Genomic DNA, 21,055 nt, shown 5'->3' with positions numbered 1-21,055 from the left:
CAGAGACACCTCCGCCGATGACACCGGGCGCCAGCGAGGCGAGCTATCCCGTAAACGTAGTGGAACCTGCGCCCCGAGACGGTGCGAGCAGCCCCGCTCGATCGAGCCCTTGAGAATAGGTCCAACATTGCTGGGGTGCGTGCCGACGAGATCACCCAGTTCAGTGCTGCCTATGCGTCCTCGACGAGCTGCGTATGAATCAGCAATTGACTCGCGACAATTACGGTTGTGGTGGAGTCGGTGGCCAAGCGCACGGTTGCTCCGGTCAGCGCAATGGCACCGATTAAGCGAGTGCCAATAGCGTGGCTAACTTTCGCTTGAGCCAGTTTGCAGATGGTTCGTCCGCAAGGCTCAAGAGCAGCGTGTCACGACGAGCGGAATCCGTGGCCTGCTGGTCAACTAGCCGTTTGTGCGCTGAGGCGGCGGCCAAACCGTTGACACTCCTGTTGAGCAGCCACTGGCCTTGCTGCTTGCGAGGAAAGAGCAGGACAAAGAGGCAACCCCCGCCAATCAAAAGGCTTCCAAACCCAGCCCAGAGCCCATGGTTGACGAACATCACGTTTACGATGAGCCCCGCGATGATGAGGTAGACGCCCAGTGCCGGAGCCCATGTCATGAATTGGGACTTCGTCGTATCGGTATATGTAGCGACAAGGATCAACCAACCGAACGAGAGAACAACCAGACTGGCTGCGAAACCCAATATCAACACGATGATGAAAATATCCAAAGATTTTTCGGTTCTCAGCGACACCGCAACACCTGCTGCTGTCAGTGCGATCGCGATCGCACTGGTCAGTATGGCAACCCACCACGGCCGCAACGAACGCTCTCCTAGAGTGCTCATCCGCTCCTTTCGGAGGAGCATTGCGGCGTCCAGTTCTGTGAGCTGTTCATCGTCGCTAAAAGCGACGTAACGCCCTATAAAAAGAGCGAGGAAGCCAATTAAGACCGTCGCTGGGATCAGCGCGAGAAACAAGGCCCAGTGAGGCGACGTGGCTGCGTAGATCCCGACGTATACCGCAATCAGAACGCCTGCCGTTCCCAGCAAAAGACCGGTCCCCCCGAGAACTCGTCGAAGCCTGTCCGCCTCGACGGCGTCAGAGTGGCCGTTGCCAGCCAGAGCGGCAGCGAGAAAACCGAGTAGCGCGGCGATGATTACCGGAATTATCCACCCGAGATGCTCGGCAAGAGTCTTGCCGCCCTGAACGAGCGTGACCAAGGCGTTCTGCTGATCAAGATTCAATTTAATCAGCACCGGCAAGCCGAGCCCAATCACCATGAGCGTTACGGCGGGCGCGATGGCAAACAGCGCGGTTTGCCGGTAGCTAAGCGGCTCAACCAAAAACCTTTTCGCTGGAGCGGATTGTTGGTTGGTCATTCGCCAATCAAAGCAGACCAAGCGTCAGGCCGGTGTTGCCGAGGCCTCAAGATCACGAATCAGGCGGAGCTCAGATCATGGTTATCTGTTTGATACGTCGGACATTCGCTGGCACCGCAGGACAATACCGATGGCCCCCGAAGGCAATACCCCGCGGCCCCCAATCCCGCGAATACTCACCCAAGCACCACAGACGCGCTCGTCGGGCGGATACTGTCTCACTAGGTCGAAATTTCCCAGCACGTTGCTGGGGAATTATCGCCAGCCTGAGGTGGTGGACGTTTGGGCACGATTCCAGACGACAGGTCCCGATCGCTATGTGCGGGCGACCCACTCCTGTTGGGTGGGATCCCAGCACCCTTCTTCAATCTCGCCACTAAGAGCAGGACGCAGTATCCTATTGACCAGCTCAATTGCATCGTCTGGATTGAGGAGATCGCTGAGGACTGCCACGTTCTTTGCTCCGTTGGGATACGGGTCAGTCATCGATCGGGGCACCGCGAGCGTCATGAATGCGGGCAAATGCCGGTGAGCCGATTCTGTGAAGACGCTGCTGCGGAGTTGACGGGCATCGATCCGCACTGTTCGGGCGAGGATGGCCAAGTCAATGAGGTCTTTCGATCGGGTCGAGGGAAGGCCCCCATAGATCGACATCGTGGCGCAGGCTTTATCCGCGATCTGGTCCTCAACGGCGATCGCTTGATAGGCATAGACAGTACCGAGGCGGGGCAGGTCGAGCCGGAACGCTGGGACGATCTTCTCCAGCGGCGCTGTCGGCGTGCGCTTGTGGATGGCCAGGTCGACCTTGATCGGGTTCCGGGTGCCTACACCTCGGACGGTGACGCTGTACGTGACCTCAGCAGCCTGCAGACCCGGCTGGTTGGGCCCGCCCGTATCGCGGTGATGAAGATATCGGAACTCGAGATGATCGCCTAGATCAACACCGGCGGACGCCGTGAGCTGGGTGATGGCCTCATCGATGCTCATCGCTGCTGTTTCGAGGTCGACGTCGGTTGTTCTCCGGGCTCCGGGCAGACGCGCGAGCATGCTCGTTCCGCCTTTCAGTGCGAACGGGCAATCGTCCACGGAGAAAACCCGGCAGAGAAAGCGGTCGAAGATGGCCAGATCCTGGAGGCTCTGGATCGAGGTCCCCAGTCCAGCGTGGTGCGCGGAGCGTGCCTTCTCTTTGAGAGCGGCGAGCATCGCCCGTCCGTCTGGGTAGGGGTCAGTTGCCATCGATCTGTTCCTCTGCACTGGACGGTGCCCCGTCAGCGTGTGCCTCTGTAGCACCCGGACGCTTGGGTGCGCTGACGCTAGATGTAGGCACCGCGGGTATCGTGATTGTTGGGTTCACAGCCCCACGGAACGTCCTGGCGGGAACTGAGATTTTGGGCATTGTGATACCAGACATCTGGGCCGCGATGCCCTTGGAAATCTGCTCCATCTGTTCGCGATGGTGTTCCAGAAATGGGGACAGAACGACGTCCGCGATTTCGGAAGCGAGGCGGCTCTGCGCTTGGATCATCGGTGCGATCATCTGTTCGAGCTGTTCACTGAACTGAGTGCTCCCTTGCAGGTTGAACTGAAGTCTCTCAGCGATGACCCTGAGCTGTTCCGCTACTTCCCGCGTGATGACCTGCTCGAGGGCGGCACCGACAGCAGGGCGCTGAATGAGCGCACGAGCTGCGGCGACATCGTCGATGCCGGCACTCCGGCGTATTTGTTCGAGAAGCGCTGTGCCGTCCCGTCGAGGATGCCCGTACTTTGTCGCGTACGGCGCCAGGAGGAGACTCAGATGATACAGGTCGACGGCGCGCTCTCCTCGGGTTGCGTCGGCCAGAACATCCCCAACCAGGGAGAGATCCCCCACCTCATCGACAAGATCAGCGACGGTGCGCTCAATGCTCGTCACCGGGAGGCCCTCGATTACGACGACGTCTCGCGGTTCCAGCTGGCGCCGTGAGTATGCGATGTCTGGTCGTTGGGTCTGGCGACGCTCGTTGGTGATCATCCGATACGGGGCTGGCTCGATATCGCCAGCCTCATGCACCGAGGCCGCAGCCGCACCGCCGATCACAACGTGCGGGTTCTCGAGCCGTTCCCAGGCCAGCAGTTCCGGAACAGTCGACATCCAGGCGGCATGGAGATCATCCAGCGGCGCCACCGGAACGCCGCCGAGCCGGTACACGCCGTGAGCGAGACGCTCCAGACGTCCATCCCGCTCCCGATGCGAGAGATTAGCTCGACTAACCCCGCGAGCCCTCGCCTGCGCGGCCGTGAACAGACCCCACTGGCCCGAGGCCAGTTCCTCCAAGATCGGCTCAACAATCACGCTCATACTTGAAAAGTATACATTATCTACACTTTCAAAGCGCGTCGGGTGTCTGGGCGGTCGCCGAGAGCTTTGCGTGGTAGCCGGAACCATCGGATATGGCCCACGCATCTCGATCGTGATCACAAAGAGTATTTTGTTCAGACTCGTACGTCGGGGAACATGCCAGCCGGCGGCGGCGCGTAGGGCAACGGCTCCCCCGGTTTGTTCTGATCTTCTGAGTCTGCGAAGGGCCCGTCAGCGCTCATCAGAATTGGCATGTGGTGGTCCAGGTGGTCGCGCCACCAGGTGCTCGATCCGGTGGCCCCGTCGAGCCGCAAATGTTCCCAAGAACGCCACAGCGCCTCGAGGCGGGCGATGGCTTCGGGTGACCTCCACCATTCCGCTGCCCAGCGCCTTGAGGCACGGTTTGACGGGCCCACCACCCGCCGGTAGGTCTGGCTCAGCTGTTCGCGCACGAACTCGTCGACGGACCCGAAGACCAGGGTGGGCGCCGGGGCTTCTTCCCCCGACTTGTCGTCGGAGACGGCATCGAGGTCGTCGTCCAGGTCGTCGAATGCGCCGCTCATCCTGGGTACCCAAATCTCTTATCGTCTCGATGCGGATATGCCGACGTCTCCGACGCCGGCAGAGGCGACGTGCTGCTAGGGTCATGGGCGGCAATCGAGGCCCGTACAGCTTCGGCTTGCTTGCCTGCCATCCACGGCACAGTGGCCACCAATGTGGCCGGGGCACCGGACGCAAAGACGACGGCGCGGCCGCGAGGCAGCGAGGTGAGCTCTGAGACCTCGAAGGTGTGCTCTCGGCGGTGGGCTAGCGACGTCGACCGCTGTCCCTTGCCCACTGACACGGACGATGTTCGGAGGGTGAAATCACCGATGAGCTGGGATAGTTCACCGAGGAATTCCGTTTCGGCTACGCCGCCGCCGTAGACCTTGATGTTTGAGGCTGACCAGAGCTTGCGCATTCCCTCGCGGCCCCAGACTTCGACGCCTTGTGACCAGGACTGCAGGATCGTCATGAGGACGATGCCGCGTGAACCGTAGTGCGAGTACAGGTCAGGCAAGTTGCGCCAGCGGCAGACGTTCGCGGCCTCATCGAGAACACCGAGCATCGGAACAACCAGGCGACCGCCGGGCTGGGTCGTGGCCAGCTCCTCAGCGGCCTCAACCGTGATCGCGGTCAACGCTGTCACAAGCGGGCCGGCACTGCCTTGACCTTCCTTGGAGAGACTGTAGAGAGTGTCTTGGCTGCGCACGAACGCGTCGGGGTCAAACTGCGGCCGCCGATCCGCTTGGGCGTTGCCGCCCAGCGGCGTCACCCAGCGGGCAATGCCGCTGATCTTCAAGCAGTCGACCATTTGCGCCGCGGTGCCGTACACGCTGTCGCGTCGTTTCGGCTCGCCATTCACTTCGCCGGCCACGGCGTCGGCCATGCCGTCGTATCCGTGATCTTCCAGGATCCGCACCGGTTCCTGATCGCCCGGCTTAGTCGTCCAAGTGAACACCTGAGTGATTGGCTTCTGGCCAAGGGCCGCGGCCAGGAGAAAACCCGCGAGAAGGTTCTCGCCGGCCCGGTTGAAGTACGACGAGTTTTCACTACCGCCGCCGCTCATCGTCGACGACGAAAAATGCGCGGCCATCTTCGCGGCACGCACATCGTCGGTCACATACGAGAGTGGGTTCCACCACCAGCGGGGTTCCTCACGGGCGATGGCTTGCGGGTCAAACGCCCACACCTTCGACCCGTTGGCCGATCGCACATCACGAGTCGCATCGAGGACGTCGCGCTTGTTCGACGTCGTGAGGACCGCACCAGGTGCGCTCAGAATCGCCGGGATCGCTCGGCTGGTCGACTTACCCGTACGAGGCCCCCAGATATCTACGTGCATGTCCTCAGGAGAGCCATAAAGCCACTGACGTCCCGCCACAGTGACTCCGATGGGAACACCTAACCAGTCCGTCACTCCGAGCCGCTGCGCCGTGGCGCGCGCGCCCTTCGTTGTGAGCGCCGCCAGGTCTTTCCCTCGACCCATGTAGCGAGCTGCGCTGTCGACTCGGCTGCGCTTGGACCGCCCCCGGTTCACCTGGACGGCCACGAGGATCACCAGGACCAACACGACCACAGCTGCGATGACAACGATCCACGTCGCGGCCAGGGGCCACGCGTACGTCCCTTTGAGCGTGCCGAAGACAATCTCGAAAGGATCGCTCGGAAGATCCGGGTTCACCCCGGCGATTTTCGACCCGAAAACCATCGCGCCCCAAATGCCGCCGACGAGCACGACGGCCAGGCCGATGAACACCCAAATGAGAACGCCGTCGCTGCCTCCGGCGTTCTGCTTGCGACGATCCGTTGCCTGGCTCACACCGTCACCTCGCGATCGACAACGCCTGTCCGAGACACGTCGTGCCAAAGCTGGTTGGTGTCGTTGGAGTGCAACTCTGCCTGCGTCAGTTCCACATTCAGAGGGATGCCGGGTCGGCCACCGACCTTGATCAGGAACTTGCCGCGCCCGGGCGGGTCGGTTTCCTTCCCGCTCACCGGATCCCACGCGGGCGGATCCTGCCAGCCCTGCAGCATGCTCTGCTCGGCCGCGCTCATGGTGATCGCGCTGTTGAGCAACGGCATTTCTGAGGCCGGGAGGCCGCCGCAAATGACCATCCCGGAACGCTCGACAAAGCCCTTGGCTTTCATCCGGTCTTCTTCATTACTCAGTGACATGAGGTCGCTCATGGTGTGAGAAATCATGGCCATGCCCACGCCCCGCGCCCGGTTCAGCCGCGTCAGAGCGTCCACCCGGTCGACCATGCCACGGCCGGCGCGCAGCGCCCGCCACAGCTCGTCGAGGATGACGAAGTAGTGTCGGCGCGGTTCTAGCTCGGCGTCGGCCAGGGCCGTCGCCACGTTGACCGTGCCGAAGCCCGCCGACCAGCACGCCAGCAGCACTGCGGCCTGCAGGTCCATCTCCGAGTCATCGATGCTTGACACGTCATAGACCACCGGGCGGTCACGCTTCATCCGTACAGTGGTCTGCTGGGAGAACAATTCACCCAAGCGACCGCCGGAGACGAGGCCTATGAGGGACGCTTCCAGGTTCTCCGTAATTTCCTGATAGCGGCCCATATCGCCACGGTCCAGGGCTACGGAACGTAGTTCAACAGGTGCCTTCCGGATCAGTTCGAGAAGATCGCTGAGGACCGGAATCCCGTCGTGATGCGCGTCCAGGTATTTGAGCGCCGCGTCGATAATCGTCTCTTCACGGTCAGTCGGCGGCTCTCGGCGCATGATCGTAAGCAGAGCGGACACCATCGTGAGGCGACGCCCGTGGGCGTCCTGCAGAACCTGTGTCGCAAGGCGCTCATTGCGCGTGATGTTCTCGGCGTGGACGGGCATCGAACCGACGAGCTGCGCGGAGCGCTCTCGGATCACCTGTGCAGCAATCTTGTCGTCGGGTACATCGGCGGCGCGGAGCTGGGCTAGCTCGGCTTCCTCTTCTGCGATCGCTTTGCGTTCGCGGTTGGCGGCATCGCGGAGCAGCTGCGCGGCCTCGCCGGCTTCGCCGGGATCCAGAATATTCAGGTACCCGCGGCCGCGGCCGAGGGTAATGACCTGCCCCTTCATCTCCTTGACGAGGTCCACGTAGTCGGGCTTCAAATCCCCGAGGATGAGGGGCTGCACGCCATAGCCGGCCAGCCCCGTCGCCATCCGGCGGATGAGCGTGGACTTGCCTAGGCCGGGCTTGCCGAGCACGAAGGCCGAAGGGTTTGAAATCAGGTTGGCACGCTGGAACCAGCTAATTGGATCACAGCAGACGGTGCCGCGATTGATCAGGTGCCGGCCGAGCGGCACACCGATCATCGGGGCACCCGTGCCTACGCCGAACGGCCAGAGGCCGCAGACCTGAACGGTGGTTCCGCGCCACTCAGGTGCGGGAGAAATCACCATCGTTTCGCCCCCTCCGCGTCCCGGCCACCCGCGAGCGGGCGGGCGGCGCGTGATGGGCTTGGCAGCCGCGGTCGCTGCGGCCTTTGCAGCCGCGCGGCCTGCTCCACTGAGGGGCGACGCGGGCTTTGTGAACCAGCTCATTAGATGTTCCCGCGCAGTTCGGCAGGCAGTTTCAGGTGCTTCGGCAGGACCAAGCCCAGCGGCAATGCGGCCGCGAACGCGGAATCCTGGCCGCCGGTGACGACGCGCAACCGGAGCCGCGCCGTCGACGACATGTTGTCCATCGCAGCGCGGGCGTCCGCGAGACGCTCAACGTCCATGACGGTCGCCGTGGCGAGCATGCCGAAGTTGACCAGTCCAGCGCCAGATGCCTCTTCCGCAGCGGTCGCCAGGGCTGCGCGGGTTCCCACGACTGCCCGGGCGGAGGGCCGATCGTTGGCTGACTCATTGAAGCTTGCCGCCCGCACGTCCGCCTGCACGATCGCAGCGGCCCGGCCGGCGTCGATGGGCCGGTAGAGCCAGGTGACTCGCTTGCGGGCAATGTCACGGTGAGGGGCGAGGAACCTGGTCAAGATGTTGGCCTGAACAATGCCGCGCGGAGCCTCCGTCATCTGCCACGTCACCGACACGGCACTGTCGTGCCGGTAGGAGTCCCAGTTGGACTGGTGACCGGACGGGCCAACATCGGGCCAACGCAGACCGGTGCTTTCGCCGTCCGCGTGTGCGTCGTCGATCAGCGTGGCCACTTCGGGGTCGTACGCAATTCGGATGACCTCGCAGAGTTCCTGCGCCGAGAGAGGGCGAGCTGCACCGGCCCCGGTGGCTGAGAGTCCCTGTGTGAGCCCGGGCAGGCGTGCTGCAAGCTCGCGCGCCATCTCATCGGCGTCACGACGTCGACCGTTCGCACGAGCGGCGGCACTGAACGTCACCGACACATACGCCCGAACGGACGCTGAACCGGACGGATACGTGGCCACAACCTCGTTGAGCATCGCCCGGGCGTACGCAGGTGCTTCCGGATCGATGTTGGTGGTGACCTCGCCGCGCAGCCTCGTGCCGGTGTCGGGAGCTGTCTCAATCGTCACCGCAGCGGCAACGATGCCAGCCTCGTCTCCGAGGTTGGCGAGCCAGTGTCCCCAGTCGGCCACCCAGCCGTCGACCTGTTCTTGATCGACGAGGGCGGCGCCGTCAGGCTCCGTCCCGATGATTACCGTGTAGTCGCCCGACGACGGAACGGACAGAAGGGCAAAGGGACGCTGGTAGGAGTCCAGGTGTTCGCTCAACCGCGATTGGGCCGCGAGTCCGGGGAGCTGGTTCGTACCCCATTTTGTGCGCCCCAGCGGGCCAGAACGGTACACGTTGGCTCCCGAGTTTCGGGCGCGCATGAAATTGAAGCGGTTGGTAGCCCGGACAATCACGCTCTGGCCGTGCTTGTCCTTGACTGCCACCGTGGACAGTGCGGCGACCATGACGAGAAAAACGCCGATCGCGTTCGTCAGGGTCGACGCCATCACGGTCATAATCGTGGCGATGAGCCCCAGGAGCAGCACACCCGTGCTGATCGATCCGAGGCCCAGTAGGCCCGGCGACGTTGGCTGACGCCAGTTACCGTACGTGCGGATAGTCGAGTTAGACAATGTGATCCCCTAGTTCCCCGTTGGGCCGCCACCGGCGGCATCCTCAGTCGCGCTCTTGGCTGCCGCAGCAGCTTTCTTGCCTGTCTCGCCGGCCTTCTGAGCGGCGGCCAAACCGATCCCCACTGGGCCGGCTGCGGCCGCTGCACCGCCACCTGCTGCAGCTGCGCCGCCGCCTGCGCCGCCCGTGGATGCGGCTTTGCCGGCCGCAGCGCCGCCGCCTGTTGGGCCGCCACCGCCGCCGCCACCCGTCGAGGATGGCGCAGGGGAAGGTGAGGCAGTTTTCTTAGAACCAGAGGCGTCATCCCCACCGCCACCACCGCCGCCGCTTGCGCTGGAACCGGTGCTCGAGCTGAGCTTCTTCATGGCTCCCGACGCGACCTCGCCGATCGCACCGGCTCCGGCTGCCGCCAGCGCCATCGCCGCACCCCCGCCACCACCAGTTTGGGAAACCATCGGCGCGACGAACTTCATCAGAGCTGGGAGGGCTACAAGTGCCATCGCCATCAGCGCAAGGCCGGTCAACATTTTGACCAGGCCGGTGCTGTCTTCCACGAAGAGGTTGCTGCCTGTGAGCTTGAACGCGGCCGCATAAACAATCGCGGCGGCCGGCTTGTAGAGGATGAAAGCGACGATCCACCCAATGGACTTTTTGAACCAGGCTCGGCCGGTTTCGGTGTTGGTGAAGGCCGCAGTGATCGGGAGGATTCCTGCCAGGATGACGAGCATGCCGCCCCGGATGACCATGAGGAAGACCTGCACGTAGCTCATCAGAATGGTTATGGTGCCGAGGATCAACATCGCAATGAGGCCGATTCCGCTCGACGAAGCGACGCCCAGTGTTGCCGTTATGTTCGCCTTGAAGTCCCCGTCAGCGGCGCCGTCGAGGATCCAGACGGAGAAGCCGTCCGCCGCAGCGACGGCAAGACCGACTGCCGTCAGGCCCGCCGAAGATACGACAACGAGAGTGAGCAAGGACTGCAGCAGTTCCTTGCCTGGCTGCATGCGCTGAGTCCAAGCCATTCTTAGACCGGCAACGATGACGGACAGGACCGCGAAGCCAGCGACGTACCACCAGAGGGAGTCTTGGAGATAGGCTACCGGACCGCTACCGCCAGACGTGCCTATGGCAGGGATGAGTCCGGCCACGATTGCGCTGGCAGCTGAGATAAGCATGACCGCGACGAGAACTATCCCGAGTCGACCCATGTGTGCGCTGCCCTCACCTCGACGGTGGTTCAACGCCAGCATCGCGCCTGCAGCGATAACGGACATGATGCAGATTGCCAGTGAGATCCACACGACGTATCCGAGGATGGTCGCAAACCCCTCGGAACCTGTAGCGGCTGAGGCCGAATTGCCGACCGTTGTCACCTCCCCCTCGCTCTGCGTCAGGTTAGGAGTGGGAATCATTACCCAAACCGTGGCCATGGCCTGTACGGCGGTGCCCACGGTTTCCACGATGCTGTCAACGAGGTTCTGCAGCTGGTCGTTGGCGAAGTCAGCGATAGCACCTCCGACGGCCTCTTTGCCCCCGCAAACGACGTCCCACCCGTTGCACATTCTTACGCGCCTGACCAGGGTGTGTAGCCACCAAGTCCATTGAGGGCGGCTGGAGCAATAGGCATGCTGCCGTCATCGGCTACAACGATCTTCCAGTCCCCCGCTGACCACACGAGTTTGATTGGCAAGCTCACCATCTGGCCGTCGTTGTAGTTCAGCGCTAGGTCAACTGTTGCGGCCTTCTCGTCAAAGGAGTTGATAGCAAACCCGGCGACCTGGGCGCGATCGCTGGACGCGCCGCTGTCGGCGCCCTCAGTCATCGCGATCAGTGCGTCACGTCCCGGGCCAGGTGCAACGAGAGCGCTCATCTTGTCGTACATGGTGGCATCGGTGCCGAGGGCGACGTAGTTGGCAGCCGCAAAGAGCGCACCCTCTGCTGTGTGTGCGTAGCAGCTACGGAAACCGGACGAGTCGGTCACGCCCGGCCCAGAACCTTCCGGGTCCGAGGGCGCCGCTACCGTTCCAACGAGAGTCCAAGTGGTATCGGGTGCGTCGGTGAGCGACGCAGTTGTTTCGTAACCCTCCAAGCCACACGAGCTTGGATCGCTGTCAACGGGAACCGCCGTCGTCGACGGGAGGGGGGAGGCTGTCGGTGCTGTCTCGTCTTTGCCTCCAAGGAGGTTGCTGACGAGAACGATCACCGCGAGAAGCGCGATGACTGCGACGATCACCATAGAAAGGACAAATCGTCGGCTGCGAAATGGGTTCTGCTGTTCTGACTGGTCGGACATAAGTCCCCCCTCTTATTGCTGTGTTGGTTGGGTGGTGCCGGCTGCTGTCAGCTGACGAAGAAGCCGACGAGTGAGGCGGCGGCAGAGATGACGATCACACCGGCCATCGCCGTTCCGAGCGACCCGAGGGCTGCTCCACCCTCACCGCGGCGGCTCTCGATGGCGAGCTTCGCGCCGATGATCATGACGCCGATGATGGCCACGCCCAGGGCGATCCACTTGACCCAGCCCATGACTTCCTGGAACTTTTCAGCTCCGGGGGGCGTGCCATCTCCCGGCTCGGGAATGGCGGCGACGACGTTGGTCAGCGTTTCAACTGCGATGTGCAGAACAGACATGGTGAGTCCTTTCGGTTAGGCGGTTGGTGCGATCAGGGCGGTGACCGAGGCGGCCAACGCACGGACTTCTTTGGGTGAGGAGTCGAGGTCGAACGGCTCTCCGAGCCGCCATTCCTCAACCCAGGGGACTTGCCAAACTTGCGGGACCCCGCCGGAGACGACCTGTGCCAGGTCGCGGAGGGGCTTGGGAAGCTTGCCGCGTGAGTCAGCGACGATGACGAGGCCCAGCAGACGGACCATCGGGAGCGAGCCAGACGCCCACTCTGTTGCGGCACGTTGTGCAGCAGCCAGCCCGTTCGCGTTGGACCGGGCGACCAGGATCACGTTGGACAGTGATCCGTCGTTTGCTGTTGGCCAGGCATGCCCGGCCGAGCGCGAGCCGGCGACAGTGGCCGCCAGAGTGCTTTCGCCCGCGCCCCCGTGAACGCCGAGCCACCAGAGAGTCGCGGGGCGGTTCACGTCGCGGCGTGGCAGGCGGTCGGCCATGTCTGGTGCAGGCACACCAGGCTGCGGCGTCTGTGGTCGCGGAAGCTCACGGGACTCTTCAACTACCGGGATGAGGGTGTCTTCGGGCTCGATTGGTTCTGTGAGCCAGGGGTGCTGGGTATCCGACACGGGTTCTCCTTCGCTATCGCGGGTTCAAGTATGACGAATTCCTGTGACGTTCCCACGCGATAATTAGTCTCACGTACCCGGCCCCCCTCTTTGAACGGAAGCGAACCTATGACCCCTATAGTAGCTCGTGAATATCGATACAGTTCCATACGTGTCGTTAAAGATCTAGACTGCCGATATGAATCAGCATGGAGCTTTTGACGTGACCGCACTTGACGACATGTTTGCGGACCTGCCAAAGACGCTCTCCCCAGAACAAGCGGCCGAATTGTTCGGCGTGACAGTCATCACGATCCGAAACCTCATCACCAAAGACAGTGACGACCCCTTGCCGGCCATCAAGATAGGCAAGGTTTGGGTCATCCTTCGCGATGACTTCAAAGCATGGCTGCTCCGCCGTAGCAACAACATCACCGACTAACCCAAAATCGAAAGGCCGACTATGGCTCAGCACGATCCAGACCAGCCCACCATCTACGCGACTGTTCGGGGCGACCTGACTGGCGTCCTCGACGTCGACGGCGTGAAGCACGACGTCACCGGGACGGACGATGCCGATGTGCGCACCCAGATCTTCTCTCAGGTGACGGGCCGCGCCCGCATGGCTGGACGTCCCGTGCTGTTGGTCACCGATGACGCGCTGGGCCAGGGTCGGCTGAACGTTCACCCTGACGGCAAGGTGGAGGCCGTGGGCGATTTCGTCTACAACGAAAAAGACGACACCACGCCCTCGCGGATCGTCACTGCACCACCCGCCGCCCAGAGCAAGGTTAAGGACGCGCCAGCAGTCGCACCCGCCGCGATGATCAGCCCGCCGCCGGCCACGACCAGGGCGGCAATCAAGGACGCAGCCGAGCCCGTCGTCACCAGTGAGCGCCGCGCTGCACGAGCATCCTTCCTCGTTCAGGAAACCCCGCAGGAGCCCGCGTCGAGAGGCTGGCGCGGAATGCTCAGCCGGGCCGGAATCCAGGTCGCCCCATCCGCTGAGGAAATGGCCGAACGTGCCGACGTGCACGCGGTTAGTCAGCACTGGGCAGGCCCGCGAACTATCTCCATCGTGAACGGCAAAGGCGGGGCCAACAAGACGCCCTCGACCGCGATCCTGGCGGCCGTGTTCGCCCGCTACGGCGGATCCGGGGTACTCGCATGGGATAACAACGAGACGCGCGGCACGCTCGGCTGGCGCACGGAACAAGGCGGCCACGACGCCACCGTGCAGGACTTGCTGCCCCAGACCAACCGCCTACTCTCGCCCGGCGCGCAATCGTCGGATCTGGCGCACTACGTGCACCACCAGACCGGCGACAAGTACGACGTGCTTCGCTCCAACCCCATCGTCTTGTCAGCCGAACAGAAGATCACCCGCGCAGAGTTCGACTCACTCCACCAGGTCGCCAGCAAATACTTCCGGCTCGTGTTCGTTGACTCCGGCAACGACGAGAGCGCCGAACGCTGGCAGCAGATGATCGAGCGGACAAACCAGCTCGTCATCGCCACGACCGCCCTCGACGAATCCGCCGAGGCCGGCGCCCTCCTGCTCGAAGCACTCGCGCAGCGCGACGAGCGTTCCGCGCAGCTCGCAGCCAACGCCGTCGTCATCGTCTCTCAGTCCGAAAAAACGGCCAGCGGCGCCCAGGCGATCGCGGACGGCTTCGCCGTTCTCGCCCGCCGCGCTGTCACCATCCCGTATGACGACGCGCTGCACGGCGGAAAGCTCCGCTACGACGCTCTGGCTCCCGCTACGAAGCGCGCATGGCTCGCAGCTGCAGCAGCCGTCGCAGAGGGCCTGTGAGGGCTGTAACGGCCATTCTGGCCGTCACGGTAACCGTCGCGGGACTCTCTGCCTGCTCCACGCAGGCCGACGTCACACCGGCGTCCACCTCGAGCGCGATTCCAACAGAGTCGGCACCAGTTGACGACCTGCACGACGGAATCGAGATTGCCACGCCGGCGCCGGCTGACGAGACGAGCGTTGCTGCCGCGGTGACCGTCGCAGAGAAACTAATGACTGCGTTCGCTCGCCCAGGCGTCGATGAAACGACGTGGATCAATGGCCTGTATCCATACCTCACCCAGGAAGCAGGCACGGCATACGCCGGTACCAACCCCGCCAAGGTGCCCGTGAACGAAGTCACGGGCGCAGGATCCGTCGTTGACGGAGCCACCGAATACGCGCTGCTCGTGAGCGTCCCGACGAACATCGGGCCCTACGTCGTTTCACTCACTCGCCAGGCTCCGACCGACGCGTGGCTGGCCGACCGACTCACACCCCCAGCCAGGTAGACAACCGTGGGGGAAAAGAACGGCTCTGGGGGCGCAATCGTCTTGTTGCTAGTACCCGTCCTAGTAATCGGCGGGATTTTCGGGATCTTTCTGATTCTCATGGGAGGTGGCAGTAGCGCCGCGGCCGCGTGCGGCGGCGGCACTGCCTCAACCGTCGACGTCTCCAAGGTCCCTTCGGGACCGATAGCCGGCTTCGACCACGACCAGCTTGTGGTCGCCGCGGGGATCATGAACGCGGCAAAGCAGCTCGGCCTAAACGCGCGGGCGCAGCAGCTCGGCGTCATGACGGCTATGGGTGAATCCAGCCTCCAATCGCTCACGTACGGTGACAACGCGATTAACCCAGACGGATCAATTGCCGATTCAATCGGTCCCTTCCAGCAGCAAAGCAGCTGGGGAACCACCGAAGAGCGTCTCGACCCGTTCACATCTGCCACCAAGTTCTATGAGCGACTTCCGGGCGTAGCGAACTGGGAATCGATTGAACCGACGCTCGCCGCACATGCCGTCCAGGGAAACGCCGATCCCTACTTCTACACAACGTATTGGGACGGTGCTGGACAGATCACCGCGGCCCTCAATGGCGACACCAGCCAAGAGGGAGCGGCCGCTGCGCCGGCATCGGGAGGCTGCGCTGACGGCCCCGTAGGGTTCCCGCTCACAAAGCCGTTCAACATGAGCGATAACTATGGCCCCCGGCCAGGTCGTGTCGCAGGTGCCAGCACTTACCACCCCGCAGACGACCTCTCAGGCGCTTGCGGGACGCCGGTCTACGCGATCGCCCCCGGCACGGTCACTCTTTCCGATCGGCTTACCCTCTCGGTCAAGAGCCCGGAGGGCTACATCGTCTCCTACCTCCACAGTCACGTGACGGATCGAGCCGTAGCGGTGGGTGACCAGGTGGCCATCGGTCAGCAAATCACGGCGATCGGAAATGAAGCACCTAGTACCGGTTGCCACCTTGATATCAGGGTCAGCGCCTTTGGAACTACCAACGCAGATGTTGCAGCACTCGCAAATGACTCGCTTGCTCCTAACTGGGTAGATCCCGAACAGTTCTATGCGCTGTTTGGCCAGACCTTGTGCGACGACACCTGTTCACGGAACTACGACGAATGAGCTTCATCCCTGCCTACCCCCGGATCGACGCGACGATCCGCGAGAACCTGACCGGCGAACTCACGATCAACGGAACCTCTCTCCCGCTGGTCGCCGTCGACCTGGCCCGGCTCCGTGCGGGCGTGATCGCCCGCTGCACGGCGACCGCCCGCCAGGTGCACCGGCCCGTCCGAGTCCACGTCATCGACGTAGCCGGCACCTACGCTCTGGCCATCCACCCGGACGCGTACGTGCAGATCCTCGACGCCTCCGGCAACACGGCTGACCTCGCCGCGGGCGCAGCGCGGCCGGTCAACAGCTCGCCCTGCCGCAGCTGTGGCATTAGCAGCCCGCTGTCCGCCACCGCTTGCCCGGCGTGCCAACTCAGCGACCCTCACGATGTGCAGGCCGCCCCAGCATCAGCGCGCGTTTGTGGACCGGCACGAAATGAGGGCGAATAAATGCGACACGCCCACACCGTTGGCGCGTTAACCATGGGGCTAGGGTTCAATTGATCTATGGCTACTCGACGTCGCGCACGCGGCACACTGAAAGACCCGATTTCCATCGGGTACGAGGTTGAGCGTGCGTCAAAAGAGCGGTTCGACTCGATCGCGGAGAGCGCAGGAGTTTCTTCTGCCGTGTTCTTTGAGCGCTTGGTTGCTCAGATCGAGGTTGACGAAAGTACGAACCTGCCCGTGTGGTGGCCCAAGCAGACCAACGAGGAGCTGCCCATCGACTCCGATTAACGCATAAGGCCCGTCGTTTTCACGACGGGCCTTGAAGCATTGGTGCTCAAACCCTCTCAGCTGCCAGGCACGAGGTTCGAGCTCTTCCAGTAAAGATCCGGTTGAACCGGGCCTTTGAAGTACCACCAACCGGAGGAAGGTGATGACCTGATAGTACCTGATAGCGCTGTTTTCGACCGCAAAACGCGCCAAGATATTTCCGGCGTGTCCTCCAAAACGTGGACAGCCTGGGATTTGACGCGACGAATCAGCCCCCGCGACCAGGTGCGCGTGATGAAACGGGACGCCTACGGCCGTCTCGACGAGAACGCCTATCCCAGCGTGCAACGCGTCGGGCCGCACTCCCCCACGACGCCGTGGGCGATGAACCTGGCCGACGAACGCGGATTCTTCCGGGTCCTCTGCTTCGACTTCGACGGCAAGATCAAGGGCGAGGTCGACGTCGACCTCATGGAACAGGCTCACGACGAGTGCGACGCACTCTCCCGCATCCTCGACAGCCTGTCGATCGCGCACGTCGTCTGCCAGTCCTCCGGCACCGGCGGCCGGCACATCTGGATTGCCCTCCGCGAGGGCGCGGCGGCCGGGCGCATGGTCACCCTCTCCGGCGCAGCACACGCCAACTTCGGCACCCTCGACCACGGCATGCTCAACAACCCGCGTACCGGCGCCGCCCGCCCGCCCCTGTCGCCGCACCGCGACGGCAGCAGCTCCACCGTGCTCTGGGGCGACCTCGACGCCCTCACCGCCGCCACAACGACGCTCGACGACCTCGACGCCCTCACCGCGGCTCTCGACACGCGCAAGCCGGCGCTGCGCGTAGCCGGCAGCGCCCCGGCCGGTCCGGTGAACGAGCACCACAGGGCGCACCGCACCCTCAGCCGCGCAGGCACCGCCCACATGGCCACGATCGGCGGCGGCAGCAACCCCAGCTGGACCGGGTTTGCGTGCCTGCTCTCCGCAGCCAACGCCGGATGGACGCTAGGCGACGTCGCGCACGCAGCGAAGAGCGCGCCGGGCATGGAGCACTACCGCACCAAGAACAACGGCCGAGGCAGCCGCCACAACCGAACCACGGGCGAAGCCCGCGCCCGACTGGAACGCCAGTGGGCCAAGGCCCTGCAGTTCGCGGCCGTACAACGCCCGCTGCCGGCTTCCCGTGAGCCCGCCGACCTCACGGAGCTGAACGCCCTCGTCACCGACGTAGACGTGCTCCTGAGCCGCCTGACGGCTTCCCCCGGCCGGTGGGGTCGCACCGAGAAGGCAATCTCGCAGCGCACAATCCTGCTCTCCCTGGCCTACCTGACCCTGCAGACCGGGAAACGGGTCGTAGCGGCCTCCACCCGCGACCTGGCACTCATGGGAGGGCTCGGCCGCACCACGGCCGCAGACGCCCTCACAGCCCTCGCACGGGATGGATTCATCGAACGAGTGACGCCCTGCGATGACGGCAACGCCGCCGAATGGCGCCTACTCCGCGAGTTTTCCACAACCCCCGGTACAGTCCGGCCACAACTACTCAATAACCCCCGCCCCCCCTCCGAACTCTTTAACCTCAGGGCCGCGTTGGTCACTGAGCTCGAGAACCAACTCACCGACCAGCGCCACGACCTGTTCACCCGTGCTGGCCTTGGACACCTCGCCGGGAAGGTCTACGCACTCCTACGCCAGATCCCCGCACTGACCGTTGAAACCGCTGCTCGTCTACTGGGTGTCTCGACTAGGCACACCGCTACCATCCTCAGCCGGCTCCGCCGTCACAAGCTCATCGTCAAACACTCCGAGGGCTGGGCCAGGTCCAAGAGGGATCTTCGGGACCATGCAGCTCGCACCGAGGGAGTAGCCGGCGCCCTGGCTGATCGAACCGAACGGTATCGAGCCGAACGTGAAGTGTGGGCATGGTGGCACGCAGAAATTGACCGGATGACCACAGCGCCTCGAGCCCGCATGCGCCGACTCCACGTCACGAGCCGCACTCTCGAATTCACCGACAGCCGGCCAGGTGAACGCAGCTGGCCGCTCTACCCCCGCGACCGCGACGGCCGGGGTGATCACCGCATGGCCCGCTATTGGGCCGTCAACGGAATGTTGGCCCCTGGTTCGCTCTGGTGGTCGAGCGCTGCCTAATCGGCAGAGAAACCACCTCCGGTGAGCCCTGTGGGCCTGGGACCGCTGCGCGGCCGCCTTGTTTCTTTTTTTCGTCTGTCTGGCCGGTCATCGTAGTTCGCTCCGTGCCTTCGTTTCGGGCTTTCGCGGCATATCCTCGCTGCGCTGCGGTATTCCACGACCCTGCACTACAGCACTCCCGCTCTCAATCGATTTCTCTTGCCAGACAGGCCAAAAAAACAGTTGATGGAGAGAGAACCCAATGACTAACACCACCGTAAATGTCGGCACCATCGAGCACATTGACCCGAATCTGATCGTTGTAGAAGCCAACGTGCGCACCGAAGCTCAGCTCGGCCGCGAGTTCGTGGCCAGCATCAAGGCAAACGGCGTCCTGACGCCGATCCTCGCCCGGCGAGACGACCAGGGCAACATCATCGTGCGAGCAGGTCAGCGCCGCACCCTCGCCGCTCGTGAGGCCGGACTAGCCACCATCCCCGCTTACATCGTTGCCGCCGACGAAACGACCGTCGAGCGCATCGTGCAGCAGATGGCCGAGAACGATCACCGCGAGGCCGTCACCGACGCCGACCGGGTTGCCGCATTCCAGCAGTTGGCTTTCGAGGGACTGACCCCCGCCGTGATCGCCAAGCGACTGGGCAGCAAGCCCGCCACAGTCAAGGCCGGAATCGCTGTCGCAGAGAACGCCGTCGCGGCATCCGCCATCGTCAGCCACTCACTCACCCTCGACCAGGCTGCCGCGCTGATCGAGTTCGAGGGCGACGACGAAACCGTGTCCGTACTCATCGACATTGCCACCACCAGCCCCGAGCAGTTCGACCACGCAGCGCAGCGCGCACGCGACGACAAGCGGGTAGCGACGATGAAGGCAGACGCGGCCGCCGACCTGATCGCGCGCGGCTTCGAGGTTCTGGACCGCGACCGTGGATCCTACGAAACCGACTACACGAGCATCACCTACCTGACCACCGCAGACGGCGAATCAGTCACCGCCGAGCACATCGCTACCAGCGAAGGCCGCGCCGCCTACGTGTACGCGTACAGCAACAGCGACACGGCCACCGTGCGCTACTTCCTGAAAGACCCCAAGACTGCCGGATTCCGCAAGTCCAGCGGCAGCGGGGCCACCAGCGGCCCGATGACCGAAGAGCAGAAGCACGAACGTAAGACCCTGATCGCCAACAACAAGGCGTGGGCCAGCGCTGAGGTCGTGCGCCGCGAATGGCTGGCAGAGTTCCTGAGCCGTAAGACGCTCCCGAAGGATGCCACCCAGGCCATCACCGTGGGCCTGACCGTGCACCACAGCATGGTCGGCAAAGCCATCCAGAACGGAAACGTGCTCGCGCACACTCTGCTCGGCATGAAGCGGGCGAACTACGGGGATGCCGACAAGCTCGCTGCACTGGTGGAAAAGACCCCCACCAAGGCGCAGCACGTCAGCCTCGCAATCGTCCTGGCCGGTATCGAGGACAGCACCAGCAAGGAAACATGGCGATACCCGAACGCCACTAGCGCCCGATACTTCGAGCAGCTGGCAGCATGGGGCTACGGCCTCAGCGACGTTGAGCAAATCGTGATCGACACCGTTGCGGAGAAGGCCGCGACCAAGGCAGTCGAAGCCGTAGCCGCTAAGGGCACTCAGGAGTAGCTTCTTCCCCGACCCGGCGCGACAGTACCCGAAACTGTCGCGCCGGGTTCTTCCGTCCCCGGCACCGGCACGGAGGCCGGAACCTGCACCCAGGCACACGCCCCTGACGGGCCGTGACAGAACAGCGGCGCGGCCGCTGTACCCATCCCCCAATTTGAGCCGTTGCGCGGCCGGGGGATATCAGAGTGATATCACTCTGAAACCACGACGGCGATGCCGTCGCAAGCAATTTGGAGCCGCTGCGCGGCACTGTCCCAAGGGCCTTTTTGTCCTTTCTGGCGTTTCACCGTAGCTCCCTCCCGTGCCTCCGTGCCCAAATTCTCGGACGCGCCCTGCGGGCTTATTTCGCCCGAGAATCCGTGCACTACGCACTCCCGGTCGCTATCGATTTCTCTTGCCAGATAGGGCAAAAAAACAGTTGTTCAAGAGGGAGAGAACCCATGGCTGAGTCAGATTACCCGTACGAGAACACCTATCCCCGGGAGCGCTACGCCGGTGGGTGCGCCTGCAGCGGTTGCCGGTCCGAAGGTGCCGCAGACACTCAGCCGGGCGAAACCTGCACCGCCAGCCGCTACGCCGACAGCTTCGCCTAGACCGAGGGAAAAAGA

20 protein-coding genes are annotated in these 21,055 nt (G+C 63.5%); 9 read left to right on the top strand and 11 right to left on the bottom strand.

Going from position 1 to position 21,055, the window contains the following annotated elements; genetic code table 11:
* Positions 1-283: 283 nt before the first annotated feature.
* From B7495_RS18165 to B7495_RS18105, 11 genes are all read right to left on the bottom strand, one after another.
* The gene (locus tag B7495_RS18165) at positions 284-1,381 is read right to left on the bottom strand and encodes a hypothetical protein (protein ID WP_088458222.1); all 1,098 of its coding nucleotides are present in this window, start codon (positions 1,379-1,381) and stop codon (positions 284-286) included.
* Positions 1,382-1,696: 315 nt separating this feature from the next.
* Positions 1,697-2,617, bottom strand: a complete 921-nt coding sequence (locus tag B7495_RS18160) for a nucleotidyl transferase AbiEii/AbiGii toxin family protein (RefSeq protein ID WP_088458221.1) — start codon at positions 2,615-2,617, stop codon at positions 1,697-1,699.
* The gene (locus B7495_RS18155) at positions 2,607-3,719 is read right to left on the bottom strand and encodes a type IV toxin-antitoxin system AbiEi family antitoxin domain-containing protein (protein WP_166789012.1); all 1,113 of its coding nucleotides are present in this window, start codon (positions 3,717-3,719) and stop codon (positions 2,607-2,609) included. The genes B7495_RS18160 and B7495_RS18155 overlap by 11 nt, the downstream gene beginning before the upstream one ends.
* A 134-nt stretch (positions 3,720-3,853) precedes the next feature.
* Positions 3,854-4,282 carry a DUF4913 domain-containing protein gene (locus tag B7495_RS18150; RefSeq protein WP_088458219.1) on the bottom strand — a complete coding sequence of 143 codons (429 nt, stop codon included), beginning with the start codon at positions 4,280-4,282 and terminating at the stop codon, positions 3,854-3,856.
* Positions 4,279-6,081 (bottom strand): type IV secretory system conjugative DNA transfer family protein, encoded by a 1,803-nt coding sequence (locus B7495_RS18145; RefSeq protein WP_240632535.1) that lies wholly within the window; start codon positions 6,079-6,081, stop codon positions 4,279-4,281. Before B7495_RS18145 ends, B7495_RS18150 begins: the two co-directional genes overlap by 4 nt.
* Entirely contained in the window at positions 6,078-7,661 is a 1,584-nt protein-coding gene (locus B7495_RS19420; protein WP_240632534.1) for an ATP/GTP-binding protein, read from the bottom strand. Before B7495_RS19420 ends, B7495_RS18145 begins: the two co-directional genes overlap by 4 nt.
* 140 nt (positions 7,662-7,801) lie before the next feature.
* Positions 7,802-9,298 carry an SCO6880 family protein gene (locus B7495_RS18130; protein WP_174776254.1) on the bottom strand — a complete coding sequence of 499 codons (1,497 nt, stop codon included), beginning with the start codon at positions 9,296-9,298 and terminating at the stop codon, positions 7,802-7,804.
* A gap of 9 nt (positions 9,299-9,307) precedes the next feature.
* Positions 9,308-10,747 (bottom strand): hypothetical protein, encoded by a 1,440-nt coding sequence (locus B7495_RS18910; RefSeq protein WP_134480674.1) that lies wholly within the window; start codon positions 10,745-10,747, stop codon positions 9,308-9,310.
* A gap of 113 nt (positions 10,748-10,860) precedes the next feature.
* Positions 10,861-11,589: a hypothetical protein gene (locus tag B7495_RS18115; protein ID WP_133160319.1), complete on the bottom strand. Its 729-nt coding sequence runs from the start codon at positions 11,587-11,589 to the stop codon at positions 10,861-10,863.
* Positions 11,590-11,636: 47 nt separating this feature from the next.
* On the bottom strand, positions 11,637-11,927 hold the full coding sequence (locus tag B7495_RS18110; protein ID WP_198414954.1) for a hypothetical protein: 291 nt from the start codon (positions 11,925-11,927) through the stop codon (positions 11,637-11,639).
* 15 nt (positions 11,928-11,942) lie between these two features.
* The gene (locus B7495_RS18105) at positions 11,943-12,542 is read right to left on the bottom strand and encodes a DUF6668 family protein (RefSeq protein WP_134480673.1); all 600 of its coding nucleotides are present in this window, start codon (positions 12,540-12,542) and stop codon (positions 11,943-11,945) included.
* Between the two features lie 178 nt (positions 12,543-12,720).
* Here B7495_RS18105 and B7495_RS18100 point away from each other — a divergent pair, with 178 nt between their 5' ends.
* The 9 genes from B7495_RS18100 (at position 12,721) to B7495_RS19190 (ending at position 21,040) form a co-directional block, all read left to right on the top strand.
* The gene (locus B7495_RS18100; RefSeq protein WP_088458214.1) at positions 12,721-12,963 is read left to right on the top strand and encodes a helix-turn-helix domain-containing protein; all 243 of its coding nucleotides are present in this window, start codon (positions 12,721-12,723) and stop codon (positions 12,961-12,963) included.
* A gap of 102 nt (positions 12,964-13,065) precedes the next feature.
* A complete protein-coding gene (locus B7495_RS18095; RefSeq protein ID WP_240632533.1) occupies positions 13,066-14,334 on the top strand; it encodes an ATPase in 1,269 nt (422 codons plus the stop codon).
* Positions 14,331-14,825 carry a hypothetical protein gene (locus B7495_RS18905; RefSeq protein ID WP_134480672.1) on the top strand — a complete coding sequence of 165 codons (495 nt, stop codon included), beginning with the start codon at positions 14,331-14,333 and terminating at the stop codon, positions 14,823-14,825. Before B7495_RS18095 ends, B7495_RS18905 begins: the two co-directional genes overlap by 4 nt.
* A gap of 6 nt (positions 14,826-14,831) precedes the next feature.
* The gene (locus B7495_RS18085; protein ID WP_240632532.1) at positions 14,832-15,944 is read left to right on the top strand and encodes a M23 family metallopeptidase; all 1,113 of its coding nucleotides are present in this window, start codon (positions 14,832-14,834) and stop codon (positions 15,942-15,944) included.
* On the top strand, positions 15,941-16,384 hold the full coding sequence (locus tag B7495_RS19195; RefSeq protein ID WP_166789014.1) for a hypothetical protein: 444 nt from the start codon (positions 15,941-15,943) through the stop codon (positions 16,382-16,384). Before B7495_RS18085 ends, B7495_RS19195 begins: the two co-directional genes overlap by 4 nt.
* 57 nt (positions 16,385-16,441) lie before the next feature.
* Complete coding sequence (locus B7495_RS18075; RefSeq protein ID WP_088458210.1) at positions 16,442-16,672, top strand: hypothetical protein; 231 nt, start codon at positions 16,442-16,444, stop codon at positions 16,670-16,672.
* A 204-nt stretch (positions 16,673-16,876) separates the two neighbouring features.
* The gene (locus tag B7495_RS18070; protein WP_240632531.1) at positions 16,877-18,799 is read left to right on the top strand and encodes a hypothetical protein; all 1,923 of its coding nucleotides are present in this window, start codon (positions 16,877-16,879) and stop codon (positions 18,797-18,799) included.
* Positions 18,800-19,040: 241 nt separating this feature from the next.
* On the top strand, positions 19,041-20,447 hold the full coding sequence (locus B7495_RS18065) for a ParB/RepB/Spo0J family partition protein (protein WP_088458209.1): 1,407 nt from the start codon (positions 19,041-19,043) through the stop codon (positions 20,445-20,447).
* Positions 20,448-20,887: 440 nt separating this feature from the next.
* Positions 20,888-21,040: a hypothetical protein gene (locus B7495_RS19190; protein ID WP_166789015.1), complete on the top strand. Its 153-nt coding sequence runs from the start codon at positions 20,888-20,890 to the stop codon at positions 21,038-21,040.
* Positions 21,041-21,055: the final 15 nt, after the last annotated feature.

It is taken from the genome of Cryobacterium sp. LW097 (genome assembly GCF_002205495.2).
Taxonomy (GTDB): domain Bacteria; phylum Actinomycetota; class Actinomycetes; order Actinomycetales; family Microbacteriaceae; genus Cryobacterium; species Cryobacterium zongtaii.
Note: the sequence above shows the minus strand (reverse complement) of the source record. Positions and strands in the feature narration are given on the sequence as shown.